Here is a 26388-nt window from a genome sequence, read left to right as displayed (position 1 = left end):
TTACGCTCCTGCACTGTTATAGGGCAGACAAACTAACAGAGGGCAACGCCTGCCCTCTTAAAGTGCAAATCAGAAAGTGTAACTTACGCCTGTCCAGATCGTGAACTGTCCACTTTTATCAACCATGGGACTGTCTTTGATTTCACTGGCAAAACGGGTGTAGCGTCCTGACAGGTTAGCATTCCACTGTGGCGTAATGCTGTAGCTGGCATTCAGCTCCGCATAAGGTGACCAGCTGTCATCGGGATGATAGCGGCTGATACCGGTACGATCGCTCTCATGGCCAGATACGCCATAGTAGTAACGGTTCTGATTCGCGCTGTTCCACATGGCCCCAATCCCCGGCGTTAAGGTAAAATCACCGAAGTTAAAGCGGTAGAGGTAGGTAAGATCCCAGATGATGCCATTACTGTTGTTGAGTACGTCACCGAGCAGTGAAGTACGAACAATCCCCCAGTCTGCGGTATGTCTGTAGGTCGCACCGCCCATCAGCGTCATGCGGCGCTTATCCAGCCCTTTCATATCGCCCAGATCGTTGTCACCCGGGTCATATTCTTGTGGTGAGCCCAGCAACGTCAGAGACAGCTGATCCTGAGGGTCTTTCCACAGGTAGTAACCGCCCTGTAGCGTGTTAAACCAGAAGTTTTCTCCTTCATAATTGATGATGGGCACGGGCAAATAGCGGTCCTGCCCACCCCGATACGGGGATTGCGCATAAATCACTGATGCACCGAGTGATAAAGGCGCGGCCTGAACTGACTGCCCCAGAAAATAACAAGGGAGAAGCGCGATAAGCGTGTTAAGTTTGAATTGGTTCACAATTTATTCATTCCATAAATATAACAATCACTCATACAGTCTAACGCTTTTTACAGACTGAATTAACCTTATATGAAAATCATCTACCCAATTTAAGGCAGGATGTGGCATAACCGGGTTAGAGACATCACAAATTTGCCATTTATGCGTCAAAAAGGTTTCGCAACAAAATGATTTTGTTATTGATATGTGGCTCACTAATCAAAAATCTATGATGAAATTTCCTGAATGCCTTCTACAGTTAAACTTAATACCGAGGGTTTTGTTGAAAGAGAGTAACCATAAAAGTTGTGCATCCCGATAACAATGATCAGGTTGGCATAAGGGTTGCTGTAGTAAAAGATAATATCTTCCGGGAGCTGTACGAGCACTGATTATTGCTCCTTTACCTGTGCTAAAAACGAAAGGACGGGCATCGCTATGAATATATTCGATCATTATCGTCAGCGTTATGAAGCTGCCAAGGACGAAGAGTTCACACTGCAGGAATTTCTTACCATCTGTAAACAGGATCGCAGTGCATACGCCAACGCCGCAGAGCGACTGTTAATGGCTATCGGTGAACCCGTGATGGTTGACACCGCTCAGGAGCCACGCCTTTCCAGAATCTTTTCTAACCGGGTGATGGGACGTTACCCGGCATTTGAAGAGTTTTACGGTATGGAAGAAGCGATTGAACAAATCGTTTCTTACTTGAAACATGCGGCACAAGGCCTTGAAGAGAAGAAACAAATTCTTTATCTGCTGGGTCCGGTCGGCGGCGGTAAGTCCTCTCTGGCAGAGCGACTGAAATCGCTGATGCAGCGTGTGCCCATCTTTGTATTGAGCGCCGATGGCGAACGCAGCCCGGTCAACGATCACCCCCTGTGCCTGTTTAATCCGCAGGAAGACGCCAATATTCTGGAAAAAGAGTACGGCGTACCCCGCCGCTACCTTGGCACCATTATGTCGCCATGGGCGGCTAAACGCCTGCACGAATTTGGTGGGGATATCACCCGCTTCAAAGTGGTGAAAGTATGGCCGTCGATTCTGGAGCAGTTAGCCATCGCTAAGACCGAACCCGGCGATGAAAACAATCAGGATATCTCCGCACTCGTCGGTAAGGTCGACATTCGTAAACTGGAAAACCATGCTCAGAACGATCCTGATGCCTACGGTTACTCAGGTGCGTTGTGCCGGGCGAACCAGGGCATCATGGAATTCGTTGAGATGTTTAAAGCACCCATTAAAGTGCTGCATCCCCTGTTAACCGCCACCCAGGAAGGTAACTATAACGGTACAGAGGGCATCTCTGCTCTGCCGTTTAACGGTATCATTCTGGCGCACTCGAACGAATCTGAGTGGGTGACGTTCCGTAACAACAAAAACAATGAGGCGTTCCTTGACCGTGTTTACATCGTTAAGGTGCCTTACTGCCTCCGCGTATCCGAAGAGATCAAGATCTACGAGAAACTCCTGAATCACAGTGAGCTGTCCACGGCACCTTGCGCGCCCGGCACGCTGGAAACTCTGGCGCGATTCTCCATTCTCTCACGCATGAAAGATCCAGATAACTCCAGCATCTACTCCAAGATGCGCGTGTATGACGGTGAAAGCCTCAAGGATACCGATCCCAAGGCGAAGTCCTGGCAGGAATACCATGACTACGCCGGCGTAGACGAAGGGATGAACGGATTGTCCACCCGTTTCGCCTTTAAAATTCTGTCCCGCGTTTTTAACTTCGATCATGCTGAAGTGGCAGCCAACCCTGTTCACCTGTTTTACGTGTTGGAACAGCAAATAGAACGTGAGCAGTTCCCGCAAGATCAGGCGGAAAAATACCTTGAGCACCTGAAAGGTTATTTAATTCCGAAATATGCAGAGTTTATTGGCAAAGAGATTCAGACGGCTTATCTGGAATCCTATTCCGAATATGGTCAAAATATCTTTGACCGCTATGTCACTTATGCCGATTTCTGGATTCAGGATCAGGAGTATCGCGATCCTGATACAGGGCAGCTGTTTGACCGTGAGTCACTTAATGCGGAACTGGAAAAAATTGAGAAACCTGCGGGGATTAGTAATCCTAAAGATTTCCGTAATGAAATTGTCAATTTTGTGCTGCGTGCACGGGCCCATAATAACGGCCGCAATCCGAACTGGACCAGTTATGAGAAACTGCGTACGGTGATTGAGAAAAAAATGTTCTCAAATACCGAAGAGCTGTTGCCGGTTATTTCGTTCAATACGAAAACGTCCACGGATGAGCAGAAGAAGCACGATGATTTTGTCGATCGCATGATGGAAAAAGGCTATACCCGCAAACAGGTTCGCCTGCTGTGTGAATGGTATCTGCGCGTACGTAAATCGTCCTGATCAGAGTCTGTAAGCAAACCGGTGCGGGATAGCACCGGTCACTTAAGGACGGGACAGCCCGGCCTGCTTGCAATGTAGTTTGGGGGAACATCATGGCCTATTTTATCGATCGCCGACTAAACGGTAAAAACAAGAGCGCGGTCAACCGCCAGCGCTTCTTGCGTCGTTATAAGTCCCAGATTAAGCAGTCGATCTCCGAGGCCATCAATAAACGCTCGGTGACCGACATCAGTAGTGGCGAATCCGTTTCCATCCCGATTGATGACATCAATGAACCGATTTTCCATCAGGGTCGCGGCGGGCAACGCCATCGTGTCCATCCGGGCAACGATCACTTTATACAGAATGACCGTGTTGAGCGGCCGCAGGGCGGCGGTGGCAGCGGTTCCGGTCAGGGCAACGCCGGTCAGGACGGTGAAGGTCAGGATGAGTTCGTTTTTCAGATCTCCAAAGATGAATATCTGGACCTGCTGTTTGAAGATCTGGCGCTGCCCAACTTGCGTAAAAATCAGCACCGCCAGTTAAACGAGTATAAAACCCACCGTGCGGGTTTTACCTCAAATGGTGTGCCGGCCAACATCAGCGTGGTGCGCTCTCTGCAGAACTCTCTGGCGCGTCGTACTGCCATGACCGCAGGTAAACGTCGCCAGCTGCATCAGCTTGAAGATGAACTTGCCACGGTTGAAAAGTCAGAACCGGCTCAGTTGCTCGAAGAGGAGCGCTTACGCAAAGAGATTGCCGACTTGCGTGCGCGTATCGCTCGGGTGCCCTTTATCGATACCTTTGATTTACGCTACAAAAACTTTGAAAAACGCCCTGAACCTTCCAGCCAGGCGGTTATGTTCTGTCTGATGGACGTCTCGGGCTCCATGGATCAGGCCACCAAGGATATGGCAAAACGCTTTTATATTTTGCTCTACCTGTTCCTGAGCCGCACTTACAAAAATGTCGATGTGGTTTATATCCGGCACCATACACAGGCCAAAGAAGTCGACGAGCAAGAGTTTTTCTATTCACAGGAAACCGGCGGGACCATCGTGTCGAGCGCCCTGAAGCTCATGGATGAAGTGGTCAAAGAGCGTTACGATCCGGCACAGTGGAATATCTATGCCGCTCAGGCGTCAGATGGCGACAACTGGGCGGATGATTCACCGCTGTGTCATGAGATTCTGGCGAAGAACATCTTACCGGTCGTCCGTTACTACACCTATATTGAAATCACCCGTCGTGCTCACCAGACCCTGTGGCGCGAATATGAACACCTGCAGTCGATATTCGATAACTTTGCGATCCAGCACATTCGTGAACCCGAGGATATCTACCCGGTGTTCCGTGAGCTGTTTCACAAGCAGGCAATGGAAGCCTGAGACACGAAGCCGACGCCCTGTCGGCTTTTTTTTGTCTAATAACCTGTTAAAACATGGCCTTCCCCGTCACAAACCCTCCAACTACTCTATTAATATCGTTAAACTGGAGTAACAAAGGCATTAGCAATTGATATAAATTGCATAATGACCATGACAACTCATTGATAAAACATTATCTTGCAGACATAGCATGGGTGTTTCTACACATTAGCTAACATTGATTGCCGTATCTCAGGAGACCGGGTTTGAACCACACTATTGTTTATAGTCTTTTTATTATTGGGTCCGTGCTGGTTGCGTCGAGTATCTTACTCAGTTCCTTTTCATCCCGTCTGGGCATTCCTATCCTGGTCATTTTCCTGGCGCTGGGAATGTTAGCCGGGATTGATGGCATCGGCGGTATCGCCTTCGATAACTACCCAGCCGCTTACCTGATTTCTAACCTTGCCCTGGCGATTATTCTGCTGGATGGCGGAATGCGCACCAAAGCCAGCTCGTTCAAGGTGGCGCTGGGCCCGGCACTGTCGCTGGCAACGGTAGGCGTCATTATCACGGCTGGATTAACCGGCCTGGTCGCCGCATGGCTTTTCCGGCTCGATATGATGCAGGGTTTTTTAATTGGCGCCATTATCGGTTCCACCGATGCGGCGGCGGTGTTCTCACTGCTGGGCGATAAAGGCCTGAATGAACGCGTAAGCTCAACGCTGGAAATTGAGTCTGGCAGCAACGATCCTATGGCAGTGTTTCTCACCATTACGCTGATAGAGATGATCGAGCAGGGCAAAACCGGCCTTGACTGGATGTTTGTGGTACACCTGATTCAACAGTTTGGTCTGGGCATTGCGCTGGGCCTGGGCGGCGGCTGGGCCCTGCAGCAGCTGATTAACCGCATAAACCTGGCTCCTGGCCTTTACCCTTTACTGGCACTCAGCGGCGGTATTCTGGTGTTTGCCCTGACCACGGTCCTGGAAGGCAGTGGGATTCTGGCCGTGTATCTGTGTGGTTTCTTGCTCGGCAACAGTCCTATCCGCAACCGCTTTGGTATTCTGCAAACCTTTGATGGTATGGCCTGGCTCAGTCAGATAGGCATGTTTATCGTGCTGGGCCTGTTAGTCACGCCGTCGGATCTTTGGCATATCGCGGTCCCGGCCATGATTCTCTCGCTGTGGTTGATTTTGGTTGCGCGCCCCCTGTCCGTCTTCATCGGCTTATTGCCCTTCCGTGGCTTCACCGGGCGCGAGCGGGTTTTTATCAGTTGGGTGGGCCTGCGTGGCGCGGTGCCGATTATCCTGGCGGTGTTTCCGATGATGGCGGGCCTGGAAAACGCGTCGCTCTATTTTAATATTGCCTTCTTTGTCGTGTTGGTCTCACTGATGCTACAGGGCACCTCGCTGGGATATGCCGCGAAGAAAGCCAAAGTGGTGGTACCGCCTACGGCGTCGCCCATCAGCCGCATCGGGCTGGATATCCATCCGGAAAACCCCTGGGAGCAGTTTGTCTATCAGCTTAGTGCCGACAAATGGTGCGTGGGCGCCGCGCTGCGCGATCTACAGATGCCGCGTGAAACCCGCATCGCCGCTCTGTTTCGGGATAACGTGTTGATGCATCCAGATAGCGCGACGCGTTTAAAAGAAAACGACGTGATTTGCGTCATTGGTCGTGAGCGTGATCTGCCTGCGTTGGGAAAAATGTTCAGCCAGTCGCCGCCTGTCTCGCTGGATCAGCGTTTCTTCGGTGACTTTATTCTTGATGCCGACGCTCGCCTGAACGATGTGGCGCAAATATATGGTCTTGAACTGGATGAACACACCAATGCGCAACAATCACTGGGACAACTGATGCTCGGCATGCTCGGCGGCACGCCCGTCGTAGGCGATCAGATTGAATGGAATCAGCTGACCTGGACCGTGGCGGAAAAAGAAGATAATCAAATCGTGAAAATTGGTGTACGCCCAAGTGAAGACAAGGAATAATCTTAATTAATTGGCGCGGTTAATTGGCTGAATTGCACTAAGCTTTTATGACATTCAGTTAAAACGGGAGTTATCCATGGGTCACGTGGTTAAAATTGGTCGCTACGAAATTGTCGATGCAGAATTCAGCAGCGAAGAACCTGTGACAGTGAGTATTCCCTGCCACACCAACCCCGGCCTGAGTTATCAGCTCGACGGCTGGGATCATGACACCAGCGTTCCTGCCTGGATTGATGACCAGGAAGTCATCTTGCACATCGGGCATTACGATAAGCAACAAGACCGCTGGGTATTAAAAAAATCAGCATGATCCTGTGAATTGCCGCCAGACAGTGGATTTGGCGGTAATTCCTAAAAAAAGCCCCTGTACGCACTGCTCATAAGTTATACTTTTTAAATATTATCTTTCAAATTAGCCACTTAAACAAAACTCACGCGATTATCGCCTGGTTTTTTAAGAATTATTCCGTATTAACTCTGTCAAATATCTCCTGCATACTCTTCCCCAGTGCTGCATTTTTACGTGACTCAACTCACGCTTAGCGAAATTTTTTCTTGCAGCGTTAATGGCTCTAATGACTGTAACAAACTGAAAACATCCCGGTTTTGGATTTTCAGTCGTTAACCCCTGAACGCGTACTTGATTCTGGTCAGGCCATCTTTTACTTAATTAAGAGAGCAGGTTTTATGGCAAGTACAATGGTAATAAACAATGCGAGTCGCTCATGGAGCGGTCTTCGTAAGAATATTCTTGTAAAGTTTGCACTCAGTTTTTCCGACCTTATTGCGCTGAATTTAGCGCTGTTTCTCTCTGCTGCCACTATTCAGGGTATTTGGGGAGATCTTGATGCGTTTATTCCACCGCATCAAATTGAAAACCGTTTTATTGCGCAGTTTATTATGTCGGTATTATGTACTGGCTGGTTTTGGATGCGTCTGCGTCACTACACTTACCGCAAACCCTTTTGGTTCGAACTGAAAGAGATTATCAAAACACTGGTTGTTTTCTCTCTGCTCGATCTGGCATTAATCGCGTTTTCTAAATGGGACTTTTCCCGCATGGTGTGGGTGTTCAGTTGGAGCTATGCCCTGCTTCTGCTGCCGCTGATGCGCGCCGGCGTAAAAAAAGCCATTAATAAAGCCGGTCAATGGAAAAAAGAGACCATCATCATTGGTTCAGGTCGCAACGCCACCGAAGCCTTCGCGGCCTTACAAAGTGAAGAAATTCTCGGTTATAACGTTCAGGCGTTTATCTCTGTAGAAGACGCGCCGCAGCAGCAGAGTGTTAATGGCGTGCCCGTCATCTCGGCGAAGGATATCAACTGGAACACCATCGACCGTGACAATGTGCAGTTTATTGTCGCGATGGAGTATGAGCAGCAGCCGGAACGCGATCGCTGGTTGAAGTTTTTATCCAAAATGAACTGCCGTTCCGTGTCAGTGATCCCGACCTTACGCGGCGTGCCGCTGTACGGTACGGACATGTCGTTTATTTTTAGCCATGAAGTGATGATTCTGCGCGTAAGTAATAACCTGGCGAAGCATTCCTCACGCTTCCTGAAGCGTGGCTTCGATATTGTGGTGGCATCATTGCTACTGCTCTTCCTTGCACCGGTCTTCGCCCTGCTTTGCTACATGGTCAGGCGTGACGGCGGCAATGCGATTTACGGTCACGAACGTATCGGCCAGGATGGCAAAAAGTTCAAATGTCTCAAGTTCCGCTCTATGGTCACGAATTCCAAAGAGGTTCTGGAAAAACTCCTGGCGACCAGCGAAGAGGCACGCCGGGAATGGGACAAAGACTTTAAGCTTAAGAAAGACCCACGCATTACAGGCATTGGCGGCTTCCTGCGTAAAACCAGTCTTGATGAGTTACCGCAGCTCTGGAATGTGATCCGTGGCGAAATGAGTCTGGTGGGACCACGACCGGTGATTGAGGCTGAGCTTGAGCGTTATGCCGGCGATGTGGATTACTATCTGATGGCAAAACCGGGCATGACCGGGTTATGGCAGGTCAGCGGTCGTAACGATATTGATTACGATACCCGCGTCTATTTTGACTCCTGGTATGTTAAAAACTGGGCGTTGTGGACGGACATCGCCATTCTGTTTAAAACGGCGTGCGTGGTATTCCGCCGTGACGGCGCTTACTGATGTAGCCAGCGATGCCTGTTTCGGACAGGCATCGCGATTTCGTCCGGTAATTCGCTTTCCTTTTGTCCTGTTAATCATTACCCTCTTCCCTCGCTTTATCGAACGTTTACCCTCTGGTTGCTATGCAAAAATATACCTTATTGTTATTGAGCCTGGTGTTACTGGCACCTTTAGGCATCGATCTCTATTTACCGACGCTGCCCCAGATCGCCGAAGGCTTATCAACACCTGTTGCCCTGGTGCAAACGACTATCCCACTCTTTTTGCTGGTGATGGGCCTGGGGCAACTGGTCAGTGGCCCGCTGGTGGACAACTATGGACGTAAGCCCATCGCCTTGCTGGGCCTGGCGCTCTATATTGCTGGCAGCGCCATCGCCGCCACAGCGACCTCTTTCCCGCTGTTTTTACTGGCCCGTCTGGTGCAGGGTTGCGCGGTATGTTGCAGCGCGGTGGTGGCCTTTAGCGGCGTGCGCGACCGACTGAGCGGCGATGATGCCGCCCGGGCTTATGGCTTCCTGAATGGCGCACTGAATATTGTGCCCGCACTGGCTCCGTTACTGGGTGGGCTGTTGGCCAGCGCCTTTGACTGGCGAGCGCCCTTCTGGTTCCTGTGCGCTTACGCGGCAGTAGTGATGCTGATGGTTATCGTCTGGCTCCCTGAAACGCGCCCGGCGGATACGCTGCGCGTTAAAGGCCTTCCCGTGAATCAGTACGCCACCATTCTCCGTCAACCTCGCTTCCTGGCCTTTGCTTTTGCCAATGCGGGGGCACTGGGCATGGTGCTGACCTATGTGTCACTGGCCCCACAGGTATTAATGACCGAAGGCGGTCTGTCCCCTCTGGCTTTCTCTTTCGCCTTCGGCGCCAATGGTTTTTGGATCATGATGGTTAGCGTGGTGGTGAATAAAGCGATTCGTAAAGCGGGCCGACCGTTTTGCCTGGCCATCGGCTTTATTACGATGCTAACGGGTGCCGTGCTGCTGGTGGCAGGCATGACGTTATTCCCTGCGAGTATGCAATCCCACTGGGCGCTGTATATGTTTCCGGTCGCGGTTGCCGTCGCTGGCCTGGCCTTTACCGTTGGGCCAGCCACCAGCTATGCGCTGGAGCCCTATCAACAACAGGCGGGCGTCGCTTCAGCGCTACAGGGGTTTATTCAGATGGCGGGAGGCGCAGCAGGCAGCCTGCTCGTCGTGGCTCTGCCAATGGCAGAAAAGCTGTCGCTGACGTTAATGATGCTGCTGGGTGCAGCGCTGGCCTTCCTGGCCTGGCGCTGCAGCAAAAACATGCAAAGTCGTATTACCGCTGTTAAATAAGCTTAACCGGTACGCGGGGTGCCAGTGCGCACATGAGCTCATAGCCCACGGTTCCGGCTGCTTTCGCCACCTGATCGATTTTGACGTTTTCGCCCCATAACTCGACAGACGAGCCAATGCCAGCCTGCGGGCAAGGCGTGAGATCAACCGTAATCATGTCCATAGACACCGCGCCGACAACCTGCGTCATAATGCCGTCAACGGCAACCGGGGTGCCTGTCGGCGAATGGCGCGGATAACCATCTGCATAGCCGCAGGCTACCACGCCGATACGCTGTGGCTGCTTTGCATGATAGCGGTAGCCATAGCCTACGCCATCTCCAGCCTGAAGTTGCTGCACGCCAATAATCTCACTGGTGAGCGTCATCACCGGCTTCAGACCACTGCTGGCGATATCCTGCCAGTCACCGCTTGGTGAGGCGCCGTACAGTATGATCCCCGGGCGCACCCAGTCGTGATGTGCTTCGGTATGCCACAGCGTACAGGCCGAATTGGACAATGAAAGCGGGCTTTCCAGCCCTTCCGTGGCCTGCGCGATGCGCTTTAACGGCTCGACAATACCGTCAGGATTTTCCGCATCGGCAAAGTGCGCCATCAACGTGATATCCCCGACGTTTTCAATCGCACGCAGTTTATGCCAGATCCCATTGACCTGCTCAGGACGGAACCCCAGACGGTTCATACCGCTGTTGATCTTCAGATAAATATCAACAGGCGCAGAAAGCGTGGCATTGGCCAGGGCGTGAATCTGCCAGTTGCTGTGCACACTGGTGGTCAGTCGGTAGCGATCGATTAATGCCAGGTCATCAGGATGAAAGAACCCTTCGAGCAGTAATATCGGCTTTTTCCAGCCCTGCTCGCGCAACATAATGGCCTCTTCCATGTTAAGCAGAGCGAAACCATCGGTCGCTGACAGGCTTTCCCATACGCGGGCAATGCCGTGACCATAGGCATTCGCTTTGACCACTGACCAGATGCGTGACGCAGGAGCCGCCCGGCGCGCAATCGCCAGGTTATGTCGCAACGCGTGTTGATCGATGGTAGCGACAATTGGACGTGACATACTTCCTCTCCCTGAAGGCTTAACGGGTAGCGTTAACGTTGCGAAGCGGCGATCGGCTGGCCGCAAAACCGGGTAAATAGCGAAAGACGGTGAGATCATCTGCGGCTATCGCGGATGATGTTCCGGACATGACGTCAGCGAGTAACTGACCGGAGCCGCACGCCATTGTCCATCCCAGTGTACCGTGTCCGGTATTCAGATAAAGGTTCGAGAGCGGCGTAGCGCCAACCACCGGCGTTCCATCTGGCGTCATAGGGCGCAGGCCGGTCCAGAAACTCGCCTGGCTGACATCACCGCCTTCAGGATAAAGGTCTGTGACCACCATCTCCAGGGTTTCACGACGCGCCTCCAGCAGTTTGGTGTTAAAACCAACAATCTCGGCCATGCCGCCGACGCGAATACGGTTATCAAAGCGCGTCACTGCCACTTTGTAGGTTTCATCAAGAATCGTAGAAACCGGTGCCGCATCGGGATTGGTCACCGGAATCGTCAGGGAATAGCCTTTAAGCGGATAGACGGGAATATCGACGATATTCTTCATCAGCGAGGTCGAATAGGAACCCAGCGCCACGACATAGCTGTCGCCTTTAATCACTTCCTCACCGCACTTCACGCCATAAATACGATTACCGTCGCGTAGCAACTGATCGATTGGCGTATTAAAACGGAAGACAACTCCGGCTTCTTCGGCCATTTTAGCCAGACGTTGAGTAAAAAGTTGGCAATCCCCGGTTTCATCATTCGGCAGGCGTAATCCGCCAGTGAGTTTATGGTGGGTCGCCGCCAGTGCAGGCTCGACGCTGGACAGCTGATGCGCCTCCAGCAACTCGTAGGGCACGCCGGCCTCGCGCAGTACAGCAATGTCTTTACTGGCGCTGTCAAACTGCTGCTGGGTACGAAACAGCTGCAGCGTGCCGCCCTGGCGGCCTTCGTAGGCAATGCCGGTTTCGGCACGGAGCGCTTTCAGGCAATCACGGCTGTATTCTGCCAGGCGGACCATGCGGCTTTTGTTTTGCTGGTAATGACGCATATCGCAGTTACGCAGCATGTTCCACATCCATTCAAGCTGAAAGCGACTGCCGTCCAGCCGGATTGCCAGTGGAGCATGACGCTGGAACATCCATTTCATTGCCTTCAGCGGTACACCCGGTGCCGCCCAGGGCGCAGCATAGCCCGGAGAGATCTGTCCGGCATTCGCGGCGCTGGTCTCCATAGCGGGCTGAGGCTGACGATCGATCACGGTGACCTGGTGCCCGGCGCGCGCCAGATACCATGCGCTTGTTACGCCTACTACGCCACTTCCAAGAATCACTACGTGCATAAGTCCCCCGCGAAATTAAAAAGCATAATCCACTGTTCACTGGTTTACATTCAGTGTGATCACAAAGTGGAAACATCCTCTAAACAATTCAACTATTTCACCTCTTTTTCCGTCAGCAGGTAACTAAAATCATTTCACAGACTGAAATTCAGAGATTTATGCGCCCTGATGCAAAAAATCAGGCATAAATGACATTGTTTATAGTTAATTCCTCCTCTTGCAGGAGAATCATTTGACGCGCGCCTTTATCCTAAAAAGCAGTGCTTTATGCTAAAAAAAACCCACAGCGCAGCAAGTAGGGCTATTTAATCCCAACCCTTTCAACCTGAAATGATTTTTCTGCCAAAGAATTCGTTTGAGTTCCCCGATCGGATAAGCGACAGTGAACTATCATTGATATGTTCACTCAGTTTTTTTGGGTTTCCTTTCTCAGGAAGAGCCTTAAATAAATCGTAACGGGCAGCCAGTCAGCGTTAGCTCGTTCGCCAAAACAGAGGTGCGCTATGACCACAATCTTTGACGATTCCCTCATGGACAGCAAACGAATTAGCGATGGTCCTGACTGGACATTCGAATTACTGGATGTCTATCTGGCTGAAATTGACCGTGTAGCCAAACACTACGGTCTGGATACCTACCCGCACCAAATTGAAGTGATCACCTCAGAACAGATGATGGATGCCTACTCCAGTGTCGGCATGCCGATTAACTACTCGCACTGGTCATTCGGCAAAAAATTTATCGAAACCGAACAGCGCTATAAACACGGACAGCAAGGCCTGGCTTACGAGATTGTGATTAACTCCAATCCCTGTATCGCCTACCTGATGGAAGAGAACACCATGACCATGCAGGCGCTGGTGATGGCCCATGCCTGCTACGGACATAACTCCTTCTTTAAAAACAACTACCTGTTTCGGAGCTGGACCGACGCCAGCTCCATCGTCGACTATTTGCTGTTTGCTAAAAATTACATCTCTGACTGCGAAGAGCGTTACGGTGTAGAGGAGGTAGAGCGCCTGCTTGATTCCTGCCATGCCTTAATGAACTACGGGGTTGATCGCTATAAACGTCCGCAGAAGATCTCGCTGCAGGAAGAGAAAGCACGTCAGAAAAGCCGTGAAGAGTATTTACAGAGTCAGGTGAATACGCTGTGGCGTACGCTGCCACGACGGGAAAAAGAAGCCACTCAGATTGAAGCGGCGCGTTACCCGTCAGAGCCGCAGGAAAACCTGCTCTACTTTATGGAAAAGAATGCCCCGCTGCTTGAATCCTGGCAGCGTGAAATTTTGCGTATCGTCCGTAAGGTGAGCCAGTATTTTTACCCGCAGAAACAAACCCAGGTGATGAATGAAGGCTGGGCAACCTTCTGGCACTACACCATCCTGAATCACCTCTATGATGAAGGCAAAGTGTCTGAACGCTTTATGATGGAGTTTTTGCACAGCCATACCAACGTCATTTTTCAGCCGCCTTATAACAGCCAGTGGTACAGCGGGATTAATCCGTATGCGTTAGGTTTTGCCATGTTCCAGGACATCAAACGCATTTGCCAGTCGCCAACCGAAGAAGATCGCTACTGGTTCCCGGATATTGCGGGTTCTGACTGGCTTAAAACGATGCATTTTGCGATGCGTGAATTTAAAGATGAGAGCTTTATCAGCCAGTTCCTGTCGCCTAAGGTCATGCGTGACTTCCGTCTGTTTACCGTGCTGGATGACGATCGTAATAACTTTCTGGAGATTGCAGCTATCCACGATGAATCCGGCTACCGCGCCGTTCGCCAGCAGCTTTCGGCGCAGTACAACCTGAGTAATCTGGAACCCAACATACAGGTTTATAACGTCGACTTACGCGGCGATCGTTCACTGACCCTGCGCTATGTACCGCAAAGTCGTGCACCGCTGGATAAAAGCCGCCGGGAAGTGCTTAAGCACGTCCATCGCCTGTGGGGGTTTGATGTGATTCTGGAACAACAGAATGAAGACGGAACAGTAGAGCTACTGGACCGAAATCCACCGCGTAACTCCCCGCTGTAAATGGACAAAAAAAAACCGGACGTCACGTCCGGTTTTTTATTAACGCTTGCTGCCTAAATCATCAGGCATCGTTTTTTGCATTGAATGCCAGATATCCCCGCTCTGACGGCCATAGCGGCGCACGCACTCGACGATTTCGTCCTGAGTGGGCTCTTTATCACACAGGGCAAGCAGCGTCTGATAGAAATCCCGGGCCACTTTGCGGGCTTCCGGATTAGAAAAGTAGTGTCGTCCAACCCGGGTATAGAGCCCTTTCAGCCCGTTCAGGATCAGGCCATAGATTGGGTTGCCGGAGGCAAACGCCAGGCCACGGAACACCTTGTAATCCAGTTCGGTATAGCTATCGACCTGGTCTTCAGCACTATTGACGGCCTCCAGCACTTCGCGCGCCTTCTCAGGATAATGGCGTAATGCGCGGCTAATAAAGATAGAGGAAATATTGGTGCGAACGGATAACAGGTTATCGATCAGTGCGGGCACGCTGTCGTGATCGAGTCGCGCCAGGGTTTCAAGAATATTAAGACCCGAGGTTTCCCAGAAATTGTTAACGCGCGTGGGTTTACCGTGCTGAATCGTCAGCCAGCCGTCACGTGCCAGACGCTGTAACACTTCACGTAACGTGGTGCGCGTCACGCCAATCAGTTCAGAAAGCTCACGTTCAGCAGGAAGAATCGATCCGGGTGGAAAACGGCTGTTCCAGATGCTTTCAATTATATACTCTTCAGCAAATCCGGCTGGACTCTGCGCCTTAATAACCATAACTGTGTGTTCTCATTGCTTTCTGGATCGTAATGGGCACTCATCATACCAGACGCCCTATAGCGGATATAGCCTGCACAACGATTAAAAGCGCGGTTTAGCACAAAATTAAGACAGATTACCGTGATAATCTCTGACGCCATTTAAGCCCACATCACACCTCATTTTTGCGCCTGCACCACCGCAACGGCTGCGGTCTTGCCTATCCGGTTTAGCGCCACCGACGAACAGCAATAACATGCTGTGTGGCGGTTTGCGTGAGGTCATTAATCTGGAGCAGTGTCAGGTCATGTTTGTACATGATTTTTTATCCACGCAGGATGGCGTGCAGCGACTTTTGGTTTACACTGCTGGCTTGACGTTTACAGGGAATGCAATATGTTGCGATATTTAAACCAATGTTCGCGTGGTCGCGGTGCCTGGTTATTACTGGCACTCACAGCACTGGCCTTGGAGCTTACGGCGTTATGGTTTCAGCATGGTTTGGGCTTCAAACCCTGCGTAATGTGTATTTATGTCCGCTGCGCGCTGTTCGGCGTAGTGGCGGCAGGCGTTATCGGCTTTCTTCTGCCTCGCTCACCGTTACGCCTGGTGGCGATTCTGGTGTGGATTTACAGCGCCTGGAAAGGGCTGCAGTTGTCTTACGAACACACGATGATCCTGCTGCATCCCAATCCCTTTGTGACCTGTGATTTCGCTGCGCGTTTCCCGACATGGTTGCCGCTGGATAAATGGCTGCCGTCGGTATTTGTTGCCAGCGGGGATTGCTCAGATCGCGGATGGGATTTTCTGTCTCTCAGCATGCCACAGTGGATGATCGGTATTTTCGCCGCCTATCTGTTAGTCGGCGTGCTGGTACTGATCGCTCAGCCGTTGAAACCTAAACGCCGCGACTTATTTGGTCGCTAACGTAAAAAAGGCTGCCGCTGGCAGCCTTTCGTTTATAAGCATCATCCGTTCCGATCTGGCCGGTCGATAATATGATCTTCCCAGTCGCGGACTTCACTTTCCCGCACGGCAATATAGCGCACCGAAATGCGCTGAGCGTGCATCTCGGTTTTTGACCCTGCGCGCAACGGGTGCCAGGCCGGTAGCGGTTTCCCCTCGCCCAGGAGTCGATAGGCGCAGGTGCGAGGCAACCAGTTAAAGGTCGTCAGGTTTTCGCGCGTCAGCTTGATGCAGTCTTCTTCATATTCAAACCGGCGCTCGTAATTGCGACACTGGCAGGTTTTGATGTTGAGCTGGTTACAGGCAACGTTGGTGAAATAAATTTCATCGGTATCGGCGTCCTGTAACTTGTTCAGACAGCACTGGCCACAACCATCACACAAGGATTCCCATTCCTCATCGCTCATTTGTGCCAGGCGCTTGTGTTGCCAGAAAGGGGTTTCAGTCATGATGGTTGTCCAGATTTAGCGTAAACCGCACCTTATAAAGATATTGGCCCAATGATGCAAGTTTTACAGTACCCGCGTGCTGATGCCATGGCCCGCGATGGAAACCTCTAACGTATCGCCAGCGTGCATTGGCCCAACGCCTTCCGGCGTACCGGTCAGGATGACGTCACCCGCGTGCAGGGTAAAATACTGGCTCATATGGGCAATCAGCGGCAGGATTTTGTGAATCATATCGGCGGTATTGCCGTGCTGACGAACCTCACCGTTCACGACCAGCTTCAGTTCGGTGTTCTGTGGATCACCTGAAAATTCCGCAGTTGGAATAAAACCCGACAGAGGACAGGCGTTATCAAAGGCTTTCGCTTTTTCCCAGGGCTGCCCGGCTTTTTTTAAGCCCGCCTGGAGATCGCGCAGGGTTAAATCCAGTGCCACACCATAACCGGCAATGGCTTTGGCCACATGCGCGTCTGAAGCCTGTTTCAGGGTGGTGCCAATCAGCACCGCCAGCTCAACCTCATGATGCACTTCACCAAACGCATCAGGAATCGATAAAGGCTGACGCATATCGCATAAGGCCGTTTGCGGTTTAATAAAAATTACCGGTTCGGTTGGTGTCGCACTGCCCATCTCTTTAATGTGCTTCGCATAGTTACTGCCAACACACACCACTTTACCCACGGGATAATCTAACAAAGCGCCTTGCCAGTTACGATGCTGATACATGCTAATCCCCTGCTTATGTTACCGAAATGTCAGCCATATCGGCGGGTTGACGTTACGGACAGACGGCACGCAAAGCCAGCCTGCTCATAACGGTTAAGAGTGGTTAAACCTGACAGATGCGTGAAAATTGTCAACAAGTCAGCCAGGCTATTTGTGCGTCACCGCGAACCGATGACCGATCGGATTGCGCTGAAAAAGCAAAAAAACAGCGGTGCTGCACAATTATTATTCACCCCGGCTGGGAATATAAATTGGCCGCCGACCGTCGCGCAAAATTTATATTAAAGGAACAATCCGAGTTAATCTTTTCTGTCGTGTTCGAGATGCGTTTTTAACAAACTTTCGATCGGTGGGGGAATTTGCAAATAATATCCCTGATCGCTTAAACCCTGCTTAACGTTATTGATGTCTGCATTAGCCAGTTTGTCGCGTTGGGCAAGGTTTACCACCATCGCGAGTTGCGGCTTACCAAAGCCTTTGAGCAGGGCGTCAGGAACGCGTGAAAAATCGTCCTTTTTTTCAACGTAGAGATAAGTTCGGTCGCGGACCGGACTTCTGTAGATCACACAAAACATATTTTTTACTCGAATTAACCAGCGCTGAGGCTTGTTTGAATATAGCGGTAACTATAACATGCTTGCAGTACTTCGAATATTCGCCGATCGCGCTTTAACGATGCTTTTATCATCGCTTAGCACAGGGTAGTAAAACAGGACTGAGTCGGGACAGATGCCGCAATCGCCAATCGAATTTAAGGGAAGCAGTTTTACCTTGTCCGTCGTTCATTTGCATCACCATGAGCCAGAGGTGATCCGCAAAGCGCTCCAGGACAAAATTGACCAGGCTCCAGATTTCCTGAAGAACGCACCCGTGGTGCTGAATGTTGCGGCCCTCGATGCCGCGGTGAACTGGAAACAGATGCAGCAGGCCGTGAGCGAAACGGGACTGCGTATCGTCGGGGTCAGTGGATGCAAAGATGATGCGCTGAAAAAAATGATTGCCCGCGTCGGACTTCCGGTGCTGGCTGAAGGCAAAGAGAGCCACAAGCGTGACGCGCAGGAGCCGGAACTCAAGCCCGCTGCAGCCGAACCGCTGGTAGCGAAAACACGCATCGTTAACACGCCGGTGCGCTCTGGCCAGCAAATTTATGCCCGCAATGCGGATTTGATCGTCACCAGCAGCGTGAGCGCCGGTGCGGAACTGGTCGCTGATGGCAATATTCATATCTATGGCATGATGCGTGGCCGTGCTCTGGCAGGCGCCAGCGGTGACAGCGATTGCCAGATTTTTTGCACCAACCTTGCAGCAGAGTTGGTTTCTATCGCCGGGGAGTACTGGATCATGGATCAAATCCCCGAAGCGTTTTTTGCTAAAGCAGCACGCCTCTGTCTTCAGGATGGCGCGCTGACTATACAGACACTTAATTAGGCCCCTTTTCTTTCGTTAAGGAAATCAACATTTATGGCACGCATTATTGTAGTTACATCCGGTAAAGGGGGCGTTGGTAAGACCACGTCAAGCGCGGCCATCGCCACCGGTTTAGCGCAGAAAGGCAAAAAAACGGTTGTCATCGACTTTGATATCGGCCTGCGTAACCTTGATTTAATCATGGGCTGCGAACGCCGGGTTGTTTACGATTTTGTTAATGTCATTCAGGGTGATGCCACGCTGAACCAGGCATTGATTCGTGATAAGCGCACTGAGCAACTTTATATTCTGCCAGCCTCACAAACCCGTGATAAAGACGCCCTGACTCGTGAAGGTGTCGAAAAGGTCCTGAACGATCTTGCAGAGATGGCGTTTGACTTCATCGTCTGTGATTCGCCAGCCGGCATTGAAACCGGGGCGTTAATGGCACTGTATTTTGCAGATGAAGCCATTATTACCACTAACCCGGAAGTCTCCTCTGTCCGCGACTCAGACCGTATTCTCGGCATCATCTCTTCAAAATCCCGCCGCGCTGAAACCAGCCAGGAACCGGTTAAGGAGCATCTGCTGCTGACCCGTTATAACCCGGGTCGCGTTAATCGTGGCGATATGCTGAGCATGGAAGATGTGCTGGAAATTCTGCGCATTCCTCTGGTCGGCGTGATCCCGGAAGATCAGTCCGTGCTTCGTGCCTCTAACCAGGGCGAGCCGGTGATTCTGGACGGTGAGTCTGATGCTGGTAAAGCCTATTCCGATACCGTTGACCGGTTACTCGGTGAAGTTCGCCCCTTCCGCTTTATTGAAGAAGAGAAGAAGGGTTTCCTGAAACGCCTGTTCGGGGGATAAACCATGGCATTACTTGATTTCTTTTTATCCCGGAAGAAGAACACTGCCAATATAGCCAAGGAAAGGCTACAGATTATTGTGGCAGAACGGAGAAGGGGCGACAGTGAGCCCCATTATCTTCCGCAACTTAAGCGCGACATTCTTGAAGTGATTTGCAGATACGTGAAGATTGATCCGGACATGGTGACGGTTCAACTCGATCAGAAAGGGGATGATATCTCCATTCTTGAACTGAACGTCACGCTACCCGAAACGGAAGACGTGCCTAAATGACGTCAACCGTTTCCTGACTTTCCCCTGCGCAGTTGCAGGGGAAATTTTTTACAGCCCGGCAAGGATGTCGGTAATACCGGGTTTCAGCAACTCGCCACGCCAGCCTGTTAACAGCTCGGGTTCGCGGTTCTGTGGCTTAAGCCCCCAGTGCTGACTTAACACCTGATTGATCTGTCGACGAGACGCCAGCAGTTCCTGACTAAAACCACTCTGCTCACTCACCTGCTGTACCAGCGCTTTGATTGCCTTAAACGCCCGCTTGTAATTCACATGATCCACCAGATTGCTTAACGGCGGCGGTAACGCACTCTCATCCAGCTCAGCGGCTTCTGCCACCTGCGCCAGCATCGCCCTGCCGTGGAAACGAATCTCATGGCCCGATAAGCCCAGATGATCTAACTCACCCTGAGAACCCGGCATAAAACGTGCGACTTTCCACAGGTTCTCTTCACGCACCACAAAATTGACCGCCATGTCTTTTTCACGCGCCACTTTCAGGCGCCATGCCGCCAGGCGTTGCAGCGCCGCCAACTGGCGCGGACGCAACTGCCAGGCGTTAGTGATGTCACGCCACGCATCCTCCGGCGCTAACGTATCCAGCCGACGCTGACACAGGTTTTCGCATTCACTCACTGCCGCGGCCATATTACCGGCCTGCTCAACCTGCTGTATCAGTTGATGAGCAATCGGCAGCAGGTAATGCACATCCGCCGCCGCATACTGGCACTGCCGTTCCGTGAGCGGACGGGCTAACCAGTCGGTCCGCGCTTCACTCTTATCTAATTCAACCTGCGTAAAGTGCGCCACCATTGAGGCAAATCCCCAGGAAAGCGGCTGACCACTGAAAGCCGCCAGAATCTGTGTATCAATCATCGGCTGTGGCAGGACACCGAAACGGTGCAGGAACACTTCCAGATCTTCCCCGCCCGCATGGAGAAATTTCGTCACGCGGGTGTCCGTTAGCAGTTCAATAAACGGTGACCAGTCACGAACGGGTAACGGATCGATCAACACTAACTGTTCGCCATCAAACAGCTGAATCAGTCCCAGCTGCGGATAGTAAGTACGGGTACGGACAAATTCGGTATCCAGGGCGACGGCCGCATGCTGGCGTGCTTTGTGGCACACCTCGGCCAGGTGATCATCGTTCTCGATCAGGGAATAGTTCACGTTCAGTTTTCACCGCAGCCGACAACGTGCGGTGCTCCATGTTAAAAGCAATAAAAACGCCGGACAGCGCCGGCGTTCAACCTGAATCCTGACGGTGAATCAGCCTGTGCTGGTTTTCACCTCGTCGCGCAGTTCGCGACGCAGAATTTTTCCTACATTGGTTTTTGGCAGTTCATCGCGAAACTCGACGATTTTAGGCACTTTATAGCCTGTGAGCTGGCGACGACAGTGATCCAGCAGTTCTTCTTTGGTCAGCGAGAGATCTTTTTTAACCACGCAGACTTTAACGGCCTCGCCGGACAGCTCGCTGGGCACGCCGATCGCTGCCGCTTCACGCACTTTGGGATGCTGCATCAGGACGTCTTCAATCTCATTAGGATAGACGTTAAAGCCCGACACCAGAATCATATCCTTTTTGCGGTCCACGATACGGATAAATCCTTCGGGATCAACGGTAACAATATCCCCGCTATGGAGCCAGCCATTTTTCAGGACTTCTGCTGTGGCCTCCGGGTGCTGCCAGTAGCCGAGCATCACCTGAGGGCCACGGATGCACAGTTCGCCAGGCTCTCCGGTAGGCACTTCATTCCCGCTCTCATCCAGAATAATCACGTCCGTTGAGGGCACAGGTAATCCGATACTGCCCGTGTGACAGCTGATGTCATAGGGGTTTACCGAGACCAGGGGGGAACATTCCGTCAGACCATAGCCTTCCAGCAAATAGTGTCCTGTGAGCTTTTCCCAGCGTTCGGCCACCGCTTTTTGGACTGCCATGCCGCCGCCCGCTGAAAGGCGTAACGTCGAGAAGTCGAGTTTGTTAAAGTTGTCGTCATTAAGCAGCGCATTGAACAGCGTATTCACGCCGGTAATGGCGGTAAACGGATATTTGGCGATCTCTTTAACAAAGCCCGGAATGTCGCGCGGATTGGTGATTAACAGATTCTGGCCGCCTAACTCAACGAACAGCAAGCCGTTAACGGTTAATGCAAAGATATGGTAGAGCGGTAATGCCGTGACGACGCACTCTTTACCGTCACGTAACAGCTTGCCGTAGGTCGCTTTGGTTTGCTCCAGGTTGGCCTGCATATTGCGGTGGGTAAGCATGGCACCTTTGGCCACGCCGGTGGTGCCGCCCGTGTATTGCAAAAATGCCAGATCATCGTTGCTGACTTCCGGACGCTGGTACGCCATTTTTTCACCGGCATCCAGCACATGGCGAAACGATATCGCGCCTGGCAGATGATATTTGGGCACCAGCCGCTTCACATACTTCACCACAAAGTTCACCAGCGTGGCTTTAACCGGCGCAAGCTGGTCGCCCATGCGGGTCAGAACAACGTGTTTCACGGCGGTTTCACTGACGACTTTTTCCAGCGTATGCGCAAAGTTAGAAACAATGACGATCGCACTGGCACCGCTGTCATTGAGTTGATGTTTTAATTCGCGCGGCGTGTAGAGCGGATTAACGTTGACCACCACCATCCCTGCCCGCAGAACACCAAACAGCGCCACCGGATATTGCAGGAGGTTCGGCATCATCAAAGCAACACGGTCGCCGGGCTGCAGTTTCAGCGCATGTTGCAGATAGGCAGCGAAGGCCCGGCTTTTCTCGTCCAGTTGGCGATAGGTCATCTTTTGACCCATGTTATAAAAAGCTGGCTGTTCCGCGTAGCGGACAACGGCCTGCTCAAACATATCAACCAGAGAGTGGTAACGATCAGCATTGATTTCGGCAGGTACGTCTGCCGGGTAGCGTTTTAGCCAAACCTTATTCAAGGATTCACCCCGATAATCTTGTTGTGTACTCATCGCCGCCTCGACAATCGTATTTTTAACAATATTTTAACTGATTGTACCAGTTTGCTCTGCTTGTCATGTTGAGGTTGCGAAGTGCATCACTAAATTTCGTGTTAGTTAACAATACAAATAAAAAGCCCGGCTGCGAGCACCGCGACCGGGCTTATTAAAAACGGCTAACGCTTATGGCGTCAGGAAAGTTTCCACCTGGGCAGGCCCGGTGTTATACATGCCCCAGTAAGGATTGGGCCCCCAGTAACCGCCGCGATGACGCGTTGGCCCGTACCAAATCCACGGATCGATCGGCTGTGGTGGCGCAACGATCTGGCGCGTGAGATGCCAGCGCTGGTAGCCCCGCACGTCGATGACCACAAACTGGTAATTTGCCTCGCCAATCTTGCCCTGCTCGGTGCCTTTTAGCGTGCCGAGCACCGTCACGTATTGATCTTTCACATCGGTAGGATCAACAAAGCCCGGAATGTCAGCATAGATTCGGCCAAGCGAGCTGGCACCCAACACCGGTCTTGCGCCCTCATCCAGCGGCTGCGTTGCGATTTCCAGCCGGGTTTTGCCGTTGCGGTTGATAACGTTAACCACTTTACCGCCGAAGCGAGATTCCTGACCAACATAGATGGCCGGATCTTTCATTACGCGCAGCAAGTCCTGCTGGGGCATCGGCGAGTTGCCCTTAATATTATCCGGTACGGAAACACAACCACTTAAAACCAGGGCACAGGCCAACATCAAACCTGCAACACCGCGACGACACATTGACATGGGTATTCTCCTGAACGTTGCTGTTTAGAGTGCCTGGATAACAATAAGTTGCGTCATATTTTACCGTCCGGGCAGTTTTTTCCATGCCACTTCGTTTCTCAGATAAGTGGGCTCGGCATGTTCAGGTTGCACGGTAGCGCCCTGCTGTAATGCGGCGACCGCCAGTGGCAACATATCTTCAGCGGCCGGCAGCGCCACATTGCTGTTGACCAGTTGCAGCGCGTGCCCCTGCTGCAGGTCCGGCCAGGCCTGCCAGCCCGTTCCAGCGGTGTACCATTCCCCTTCCAGCGCCTGCATCCGGGCCAGCGCGGCGGCGGGCGACAGCACGCTCTCAGTCGCTTCCCCCTGCCAGTTGCCCTGTTCATCGCGCTGATATTCGGCCCAGTAGACTTCACCCATACGGGCATCAATCGCGGTTAACACCCGGTTTGCGCCGTGCTGCCGCCAGGCACCCTGTGCCAGCGTGGCCAGGGTGGAGATGCCCGCCATCGGCAAGGCGGCACCTAACGCCAGGCCCTGGGCAATCCCGATACCAATACGGACGCCAGTAAAACTGCCCGGCCCGCGGCCAAATGCCAGCGCGTCGAGTTCGGTCAGTTCAAGCTGCTGAGACTCAAGCAGCTCTGCGATCAGGGGTAAAATGCGTTGCGTGTGATCGCGGGGCGCTATCTCAAAGCGCGCGTCAATCTGTTGCCCGTTGAGCAATGCCGCAGAACAGGCTTCTGTCGCTGTATCCAGCGCTAAAATTCGGACCGACATAACGACCTCTGAAGATTCAAAAACGGCGCGCATCTTAGCACACAATTACTCGCCAGGTTGCTGACGAATAAAGGCAATAGCTTGCGCAATATCACGTGTTCGTGGCGTTGGCGGCAGACTGTTAAGAAACAGCGCGCCATAGGGACGGGAAACCAGCCGCTGGTCGCAAATCACCAGCACGCCACGATCGTCCGTATCACGAATCAAACGGCCAACGCCCTGTTTAAGCGTAATCACCGCGTCGGGCAGTTGCACGTCGCTGAAGGGATCGCCACCCCGAATCCGGCAGTCTTCCATGCGTGCTTTAAGCAGAGGATCTTCCGGCGAGGTAAACGGCAGTTTGTCGATGATCACCAGCGACAACGCATCGCCACGGACATCCACACCTTCCCAAAAGCTGCTGGTGGCCACCAGCAGCGCATTGCCTTTATCAATGAACTGCTTCAGCAGTTGCCCTTTGCTGGTTTCACCCTGCACTAACACCGGCAACGTCATAGAGGCACGGAACTCTGCGGCCAACTCACGCATCATCAGATGCGAGGTACAAAGAAAGAAACAGCGGCCTTTGTTCGCGTCGATCAGCGGCTTCATCATTTTTGCCAACTGACGCGCACCACCCGGACGATTGGGTTCAGGCAGATTGCGCGGCACGCACAGCAAAGCCTGCTGTGAATAGTCAAACGGACTGTTGAGGATCAGATTCTTAGCCTGGCTCACGCCCAGCCGGTCGGCAAAGTGGTCCATCTTTTCATCGACGGCCAGGGTCGCAGACGTGAAAATCCATGCGGCTTTACGGTTATCCATGACTTCGCGGAAGCGTTCGGCCACCGATAACGGCGTCAGCGCCAGCACAAAGTGACGCGATGTGCATTCATACCAGTAACTGAAGCCGGGTTCACTAATGGCGCGTATCCGTTTCAGTCGTGTGCGATAGAGCGCTGCACGTTCAAACGCCGCATCAAGCAGCGCCGAACGCCCTAGCGAGAGCTTGATCACGTCGTAACAAAGCTCCAGCGCATCATCGAGCAGGGTAAACATGCGCATGATGTTGTTATCGCTGAGTAGATCACGCAGGTTACCGCGATAACCCGGCTCGCCCAGCGCCAGACGGAAGTCCTGCGCGCATTGTGCCAGACGGTCGGCTGATTTTTGCAGCTGCTGTACGTCACGGACTTCCGTGCGATAGGCAATAATGATGTCTTTTGCCAGATCGCCTAACTGGCGGCTGGAGAGCTGCTGACCGAAATACTGGCTGGCGATGTCTGGCAGCTGATGGGCTTCATCAAAAATCATCACGTCCGCTTCGGGGATAAGCTCACCGAATCCGCCCTCTTTCACCACCAGATCGGCAAGAAACAGATGATGGTTAACCACCACGACATCGGCGTCCATGGCCTTCTTACGCGCCTTCACCACAAAGCACTCTTTGTACAGCGGGCAGTCGCTGCCCAGACAGTTGTCATTGGTGCTGGTCACCAGCGGCCAAATCGGACTGTCTTCGGTAACGCCGGCACAGGAACTGATGTCCCCATCCGTGGTTTGCGATGACCAGGCGCGCAGCGTCACCAAATCCGTGAGCGCCTGAACGCTCAGATCGCCGCCGGTCGCCGACTGTTGTTCCATGCGCTCAAGGCAAAGGTAGTTAGAGCGACCTTTCAGCAGCGCCGTTTTACCGGTGAACTTCAGCGCGTTGGCAATGGTAGGCAAATCGCGGGCGTAGAGCTGATCCTGCAGGGCTTTAGAGCCAGTGGACACGATCACTTTTTTATTGGCGCGTAAAGCCGGAGCCAGGTAGGCATAGGTTTTGCCTGTCCCCGTCCCCGCTTCAACCACCAGCTCGCCGCTATTCTGCACGGCTTCCGCGACGGCCTGCGCCATTTCACGCTGGGCTTCACGCGGTTTAAATCCCGCAATGCCCTTTGCCAGCGCGCCATCAGTTGCAAAATCGTCTGCCACGAACCCTCTCAATAACGGCAAAAAACACTGTATATTATGCCAGCATTCCCTGACTTAAGGAAATCGCTGACGGTGGCGTCTTTATTACCCTGCCGT

At 52.2% G+C, this 26388-nt stretch carries 23 protein-coding genes; 11 read left to right on the top strand and 12 right to left on the bottom strand.

Going from position 1 to position 26388, the window contains the following annotated elements:
- Positions 1 to 69 precede the first annotated feature (69 nt).
- On the bottom strand, positions 70 to 819 hold the full coding sequence (locus QNH99_RS10390) for a MipA/OmpV family protein (protein WP_096010504.1): 750 nt from the start codon (positions 817 to 819) through the stop codon (positions 70 to 72).
- A gap of 420 nt (positions 820 to 1239) precedes the next feature.
- Between QNH99_RS10390 and yeaG the strand changes: the two genes are divergently transcribed.
- From yeaG to QNH99_RS10360, 6 genes are all read left to right on the top strand, one after another.
- A complete protein-coding gene (gene yeaG / locus QNH99_RS10385) occupies positions 1240 to 3174 on the top strand; it encodes a protein kinase YeaG (RefSeq protein ID WP_063879821.1) in 1935 nt (644 codons plus the stop codon).
- 92 nt (positions 3175 to 3266) lie between these two features.
- Positions 3267 to 4541 carry a YeaH/YhbH family protein gene (locus QNH99_RS10380; protein WP_063879822.1) on the top strand — a complete coding sequence of 425 codons (1275 nt, stop codon included), beginning with the start codon at positions 3267 to 3269 and terminating at the stop codon, positions 4539 to 4541.
- Positions 4542 to 4786: 245 nt separating this feature from the next.
- Positions 4787 to 6514 (top strand): potassium/proton antiporter, encoded by a 1728-nt coding sequence (locus QNH99_RS10375; RefSeq protein ID WP_410517641.1) that lies wholly within the window; start codon positions 4787 to 4789, stop codon positions 6512 to 6514.
- A 76-nt stretch (positions 6515 to 6590) separates the two neighbouring features.
- Positions 6591 to 6824, top strand: a complete 234-nt coding sequence (locus tag QNH99_RS10370) for a DUF1480 family protein (RefSeq protein WP_063879824.1) — start codon at positions 6591 to 6593, stop codon at positions 6822 to 6824.
- A gap of 377 nt (positions 6825 to 7201) precedes the next feature.
- Positions 7202 to 8668, top strand: coding sequence for an undecaprenyl-phosphate galactose phosphotransferase WbaP (gene wbaP / locus QNH99_RS10365; protein ID WP_410517640.1), 1467 nt, complete (start codon positions 7202 to 7204; stop codon positions 8666 to 8668).
- A gap of 122 nt (positions 8669 to 8790) precedes the next feature.
- Positions 8791 to 9984: a multidrug effflux MFS transporter gene (locus QNH99_RS10360; protein WP_145393957.1), complete on the top strand. Its 1194-nt coding sequence runs from the start codon at positions 8791 to 8793 to the stop codon at positions 9982 to 9984.
- Here QNH99_RS10360 and dadX read toward each other — a convergent pair.
- The gene (gene dadX / locus QNH99_RS10355; protein ID WP_410517639.1) at positions 9977 to 11047 is read right to left on the bottom strand and encodes a catabolic alanine racemase DadX; all 1071 of its coding nucleotides are present in this window, start codon (positions 11045 to 11047) and stop codon (positions 9977 to 9979) included. The genes QNH99_RS10360 and dadX overlap by 8 nt on opposite strands.
- A 19-nt stretch (positions 11048 to 11066) precedes the next feature.
- Positions 11067 to 12368, bottom strand: a complete 1302-nt coding sequence (locus QNH99_RS10350) for a D-amino acid dehydrogenase (protein WP_063879828.1) — start codon at positions 12366 to 12368, stop codon at positions 11067 to 11069.
- 503 nt (positions 12369 to 12871) lie between these two features.
- On the opposite strand from QNH99_RS10350, the gene QNH99_RS10345 reads away from it, so the two are divergent.
- Positions 12872 to 14407, top strand: a complete 1536-nt coding sequence (locus tag QNH99_RS10345) for a SpoVR family protein (protein WP_063879829.1) — start codon at positions 12872 to 12874, stop codon at positions 14405 to 14407.
- Between the two features lie 39 nt (positions 14408 to 14446).
- Here the strand turns inward: QNH99_RS10345 and fadR are convergent, their stop codons facing one another.
- Positions 14447 to 15166 carry a fatty acid metabolism transcriptional regulator FadR gene (gene fadR, locus QNH99_RS10340; RefSeq protein WP_063879830.1) on the bottom strand — a complete coding sequence of 240 codons (720 nt, stop codon included), beginning with the start codon at positions 15164 to 15166 and terminating at the stop codon, positions 14447 to 14449.
- 378 nt (positions 15167 to 15544) lie between these two features.
- Between fadR and dsbB the strand changes: the two genes are divergently transcribed.
- Entirely contained in the window at positions 15545 to 16075 is a 531-nt protein-coding gene (gene dsbB / locus QNH99_RS10335) for a disulfide bond formation protein DsbB (RefSeq protein ID WP_063879831.1), read from the top strand.
- 41 nt (positions 16076 to 16116) lie between these two features.
- On the opposite strand, the gene QNH99_RS10330 is transcribed toward dsbB, so the two are convergent.
- The 3 genes from QNH99_RS10330 to QNH99_RS10320 all read right to left on the bottom strand — a co-directional run bounded on the left by QNH99_RS10330 (position 16117) and on the right by QNH99_RS10320 (position 17861).
- Positions 16117 to 16563, bottom strand: a complete 447-nt coding sequence (locus QNH99_RS10330) for a YcgN family cysteine cluster protein (RefSeq protein WP_063879832.1) — start codon at positions 16561 to 16563, stop codon at positions 16117 to 16119.
- Positions 16564 to 16626: 63 nt separating this feature from the next.
- Positions 16627 to 17286: a fumarylacetoacetate hydrolase family protein gene (locus QNH99_RS10325; RefSeq protein WP_063879833.1), complete on the bottom strand. Its 660-nt coding sequence runs from the start codon at positions 17284 to 17286 to the stop codon at positions 16627 to 16629.
- Positions 17287 to 17585: 299 nt separating this feature from the next.
- On the bottom strand, positions 17586 to 17861 hold the full coding sequence (locus QNH99_RS10320; protein WP_063879834.1) for a YcgL domain-containing protein: 276 nt from the start codon (positions 17859 to 17861) through the stop codon (positions 17586 to 17588).
- Positions 17862 to 18015: 154 nt separating this feature from the next.
- On the opposite strand from QNH99_RS10320, the gene minC reads away from it, so the two are divergent.
- Genes minC through minE form a run of 3 tightly spaced genes read left to right on the top strand, consistent with a single transcriptional unit; the run spans position 18016 to position 19833 of the window.
- The gene (gene minC, locus QNH99_RS10315; RefSeq protein ID WP_109716446.1) at positions 18016 to 18714 is read left to right on the top strand and encodes a septum site-determining protein MinC; all 699 of its coding nucleotides are present in this window, start codon (positions 18016 to 18018) and stop codon (positions 18712 to 18714) included.
- A 33-nt stretch (positions 18715 to 18747) separates the two neighbouring features.
- Positions 18748 to 19560, top strand: a complete 813-nt coding sequence (gene minD / locus QNH99_RS10310) for a septum site-determining protein MinD (RefSeq protein WP_109716447.1) — start codon at positions 18748 to 18750, stop codon at positions 19558 to 19560.
- Between the two features lie 3 nt (positions 19561 to 19563).
- Positions 19564 to 19833, top strand: a complete 270-nt coding sequence (gene minE, locus QNH99_RS10305; RefSeq protein WP_063879837.1) for a cell division topological specificity factor MinE — start codon at positions 19564 to 19566, stop codon at positions 19831 to 19833.
- Between the two features lie 48 nt (positions 19834 to 19881).
- Here the strand turns inward: minE and rnd are convergent, their stop codons facing one another.
- The 5 genes from rnd to QNH99_RS10280 all read right to left on the bottom strand — a co-directional run bounded on the left by rnd (position 19882) and on the right by QNH99_RS10280 (position 26292).
- The gene (gene rnd, locus QNH99_RS10300; RefSeq protein WP_410517638.1) at positions 19882 to 21003 is read right to left on the bottom strand and encodes a ribonuclease D; all 1122 of its coding nucleotides are present in this window, start codon (positions 21001 to 21003) and stop codon (positions 19882 to 19884) included.
- A 99-nt stretch (positions 21004 to 21102) separates the two neighbouring features.
- A complete protein-coding gene (gene fadD, locus QNH99_RS10295) occupies positions 21103 to 22779 on the bottom strand; it encodes a long-chain-fatty-acid--CoA ligase FadD (RefSeq protein ID WP_241567652.1) in 1677 nt (558 codons plus the stop codon).
- A gap of 204 nt (positions 22780 to 22983) precedes the next feature.
- Positions 22984 to 23577 carry a Slp family lipoprotein gene (locus QNH99_RS10290; protein ID WP_145393950.1) on the bottom strand — a complete coding sequence of 198 codons (594 nt, stop codon included), beginning with the start codon at positions 23575 to 23577 and terminating at the stop codon, positions 22984 to 22986.
- A 60-nt stretch (positions 23578 to 23637) separates the two neighbouring features.
- Positions 23638 to 24336 (bottom strand): tRNA (adenosine(37)-N6)-threonylcarbamoyltransferase complex dimerization subunit type 1 TsaB, encoded by a 699-nt coding sequence (gene tsaB / locus QNH99_RS10285; protein WP_172897604.1) that lies wholly within the window; start codon positions 24334 to 24336, stop codon positions 23638 to 23640.
- Positions 24337 to 24381: 45 nt separating this feature from the next.
- The gene (locus QNH99_RS10280) at positions 24382 to 26292 is read right to left on the bottom strand and encodes an ATP-dependent DNA helicase (RefSeq protein WP_096010494.1); all 1911 of its coding nucleotides are present in this window, start codon (positions 26290 to 26292) and stop codon (positions 24382 to 24384) included.
- Positions 26293 to 26388: the final 96 nt, after the last annotated feature.

This window comes from Pantoea allii (genome assembly GCF_046529425.1).
Taxonomy (GTDB): Bacteria; Pseudomonadota; Gammaproteobacteria; order Enterobacterales; family Enterobacteriaceae; genus Pantoea; species Pantoea allii.
This window is presented reverse-complemented; position numbering and strand designations above follow the sequence as displayed.

Coding starts and splice junctions, on each gene's coding strand:
- minC (WP_109716446.1), top strand. CDS start 18,016: ATGCCGCAATCGCCAATCGAATTTAAGGGAAGCAGTTTTACCTTGTCC.
- dsbB (WP_063879831.1), top strand. CDS start 15,545: ATGTTGCGATATTTAAACCAATGTTCGCGTGGTCGCGGTGCCTGGTTA.
- wbaP (WP_410517640.1), top strand. CDS start 7,202: ATGGCAAGTACAATGGTAATAAACAATGCGAGTCGCTCATGGAGCGGT.
- QNH99_RS10290 (WP_145393950.1), bottom strand. CDS start 23,577: ATGTCAATGTGTCGTCGCGGTGTTGCAGGTTTGATGTTGGCCTGTGCC.
- QNH99_RS10330 (WP_063879832.1), bottom strand. CDS start 16,563: ATGACTGAAACCCCTTTCTGGCAACACAAGCGCCTGGCACAAATGAGC.
- QNH99_RS10380 (WP_063879822.1), top strand. CDS start 3,267: ATGGCCTATTTTATCGATCGCCGACTAAACGGTAAAAACAAGAGCGCG.
- minE (WP_063879837.1), top strand. CDS start 19,564: ATGGCATTACTTGATTTCTTTTTATCCCGGAAGAAGAACACTGCCAAT.
- fadR (WP_063879830.1), bottom strand. CDS start 15,166: ATGGTTATTAAGGCGCAGAGTCCAGCCGGATTTGCTGAAGAGTATATA.
- QNH99_RS10325 (WP_063879833.1), bottom strand. CDS start 17,286: ATGTATCAGCATCGTAACTGGCAAGGCGCTTTGTTAGATTATCCCGTG.
- yeaG (WP_063879821.1), top strand. CDS start 1,240: ATGAATATATTCGATCATTATCGTCAGCGTTATGAAGCTGCCAAGGAC.
- QNH99_RS10345 (WP_063879829.1), top strand. CDS start 12,872: ATGACCACAATCTTTGACGATTCCCTCATGGACAGCAAACGAATTAGC.
- tsaB (WP_172897604.1), bottom strand. CDS start 24,336: ATGTCGGTCCGAATTTTAGCGCTGGATACAGCGACAGAAGCCTGTTCT.
- QNH99_RS10370 (WP_063879824.1), top strand. CDS start 6,591: ATGGGTCACGTGGTTAAAATTGGTCGCTACGAAATTGTCGATGCAGAA.
- QNH99_RS10320 (WP_063879834.1), bottom strand. CDS start 17,861: ATGTTTTGTGTGATCTACAGAAGTCCGGTCCGCGACCGAACTTATCTC.
- minD (WP_109716447.1), top strand. CDS start 18,748: ATGGCACGCATTATTGTAGTTACATCCGGTAAAGGGGGCGTTGGTAAG.
- QNH99_RS10350 (WP_063879828.1), bottom strand. CDS start 12,368: ATGCACGTAGTGATTCTTGGAAGTGGCGTAGTAGGCGTAACAAGCGCA.
- dadX (WP_410517639.1), bottom strand. CDS start 11,047: ATGTCACGTCCAATTGTCGCTACCATCGATCAACACGCGTTGCGACAT.
- QNH99_RS10360 (WP_145393957.1), top strand. CDS start 8,791: ATGCAAAAATATACCTTATTGTTATTGAGCCTGGTGTTACTGGCACCT.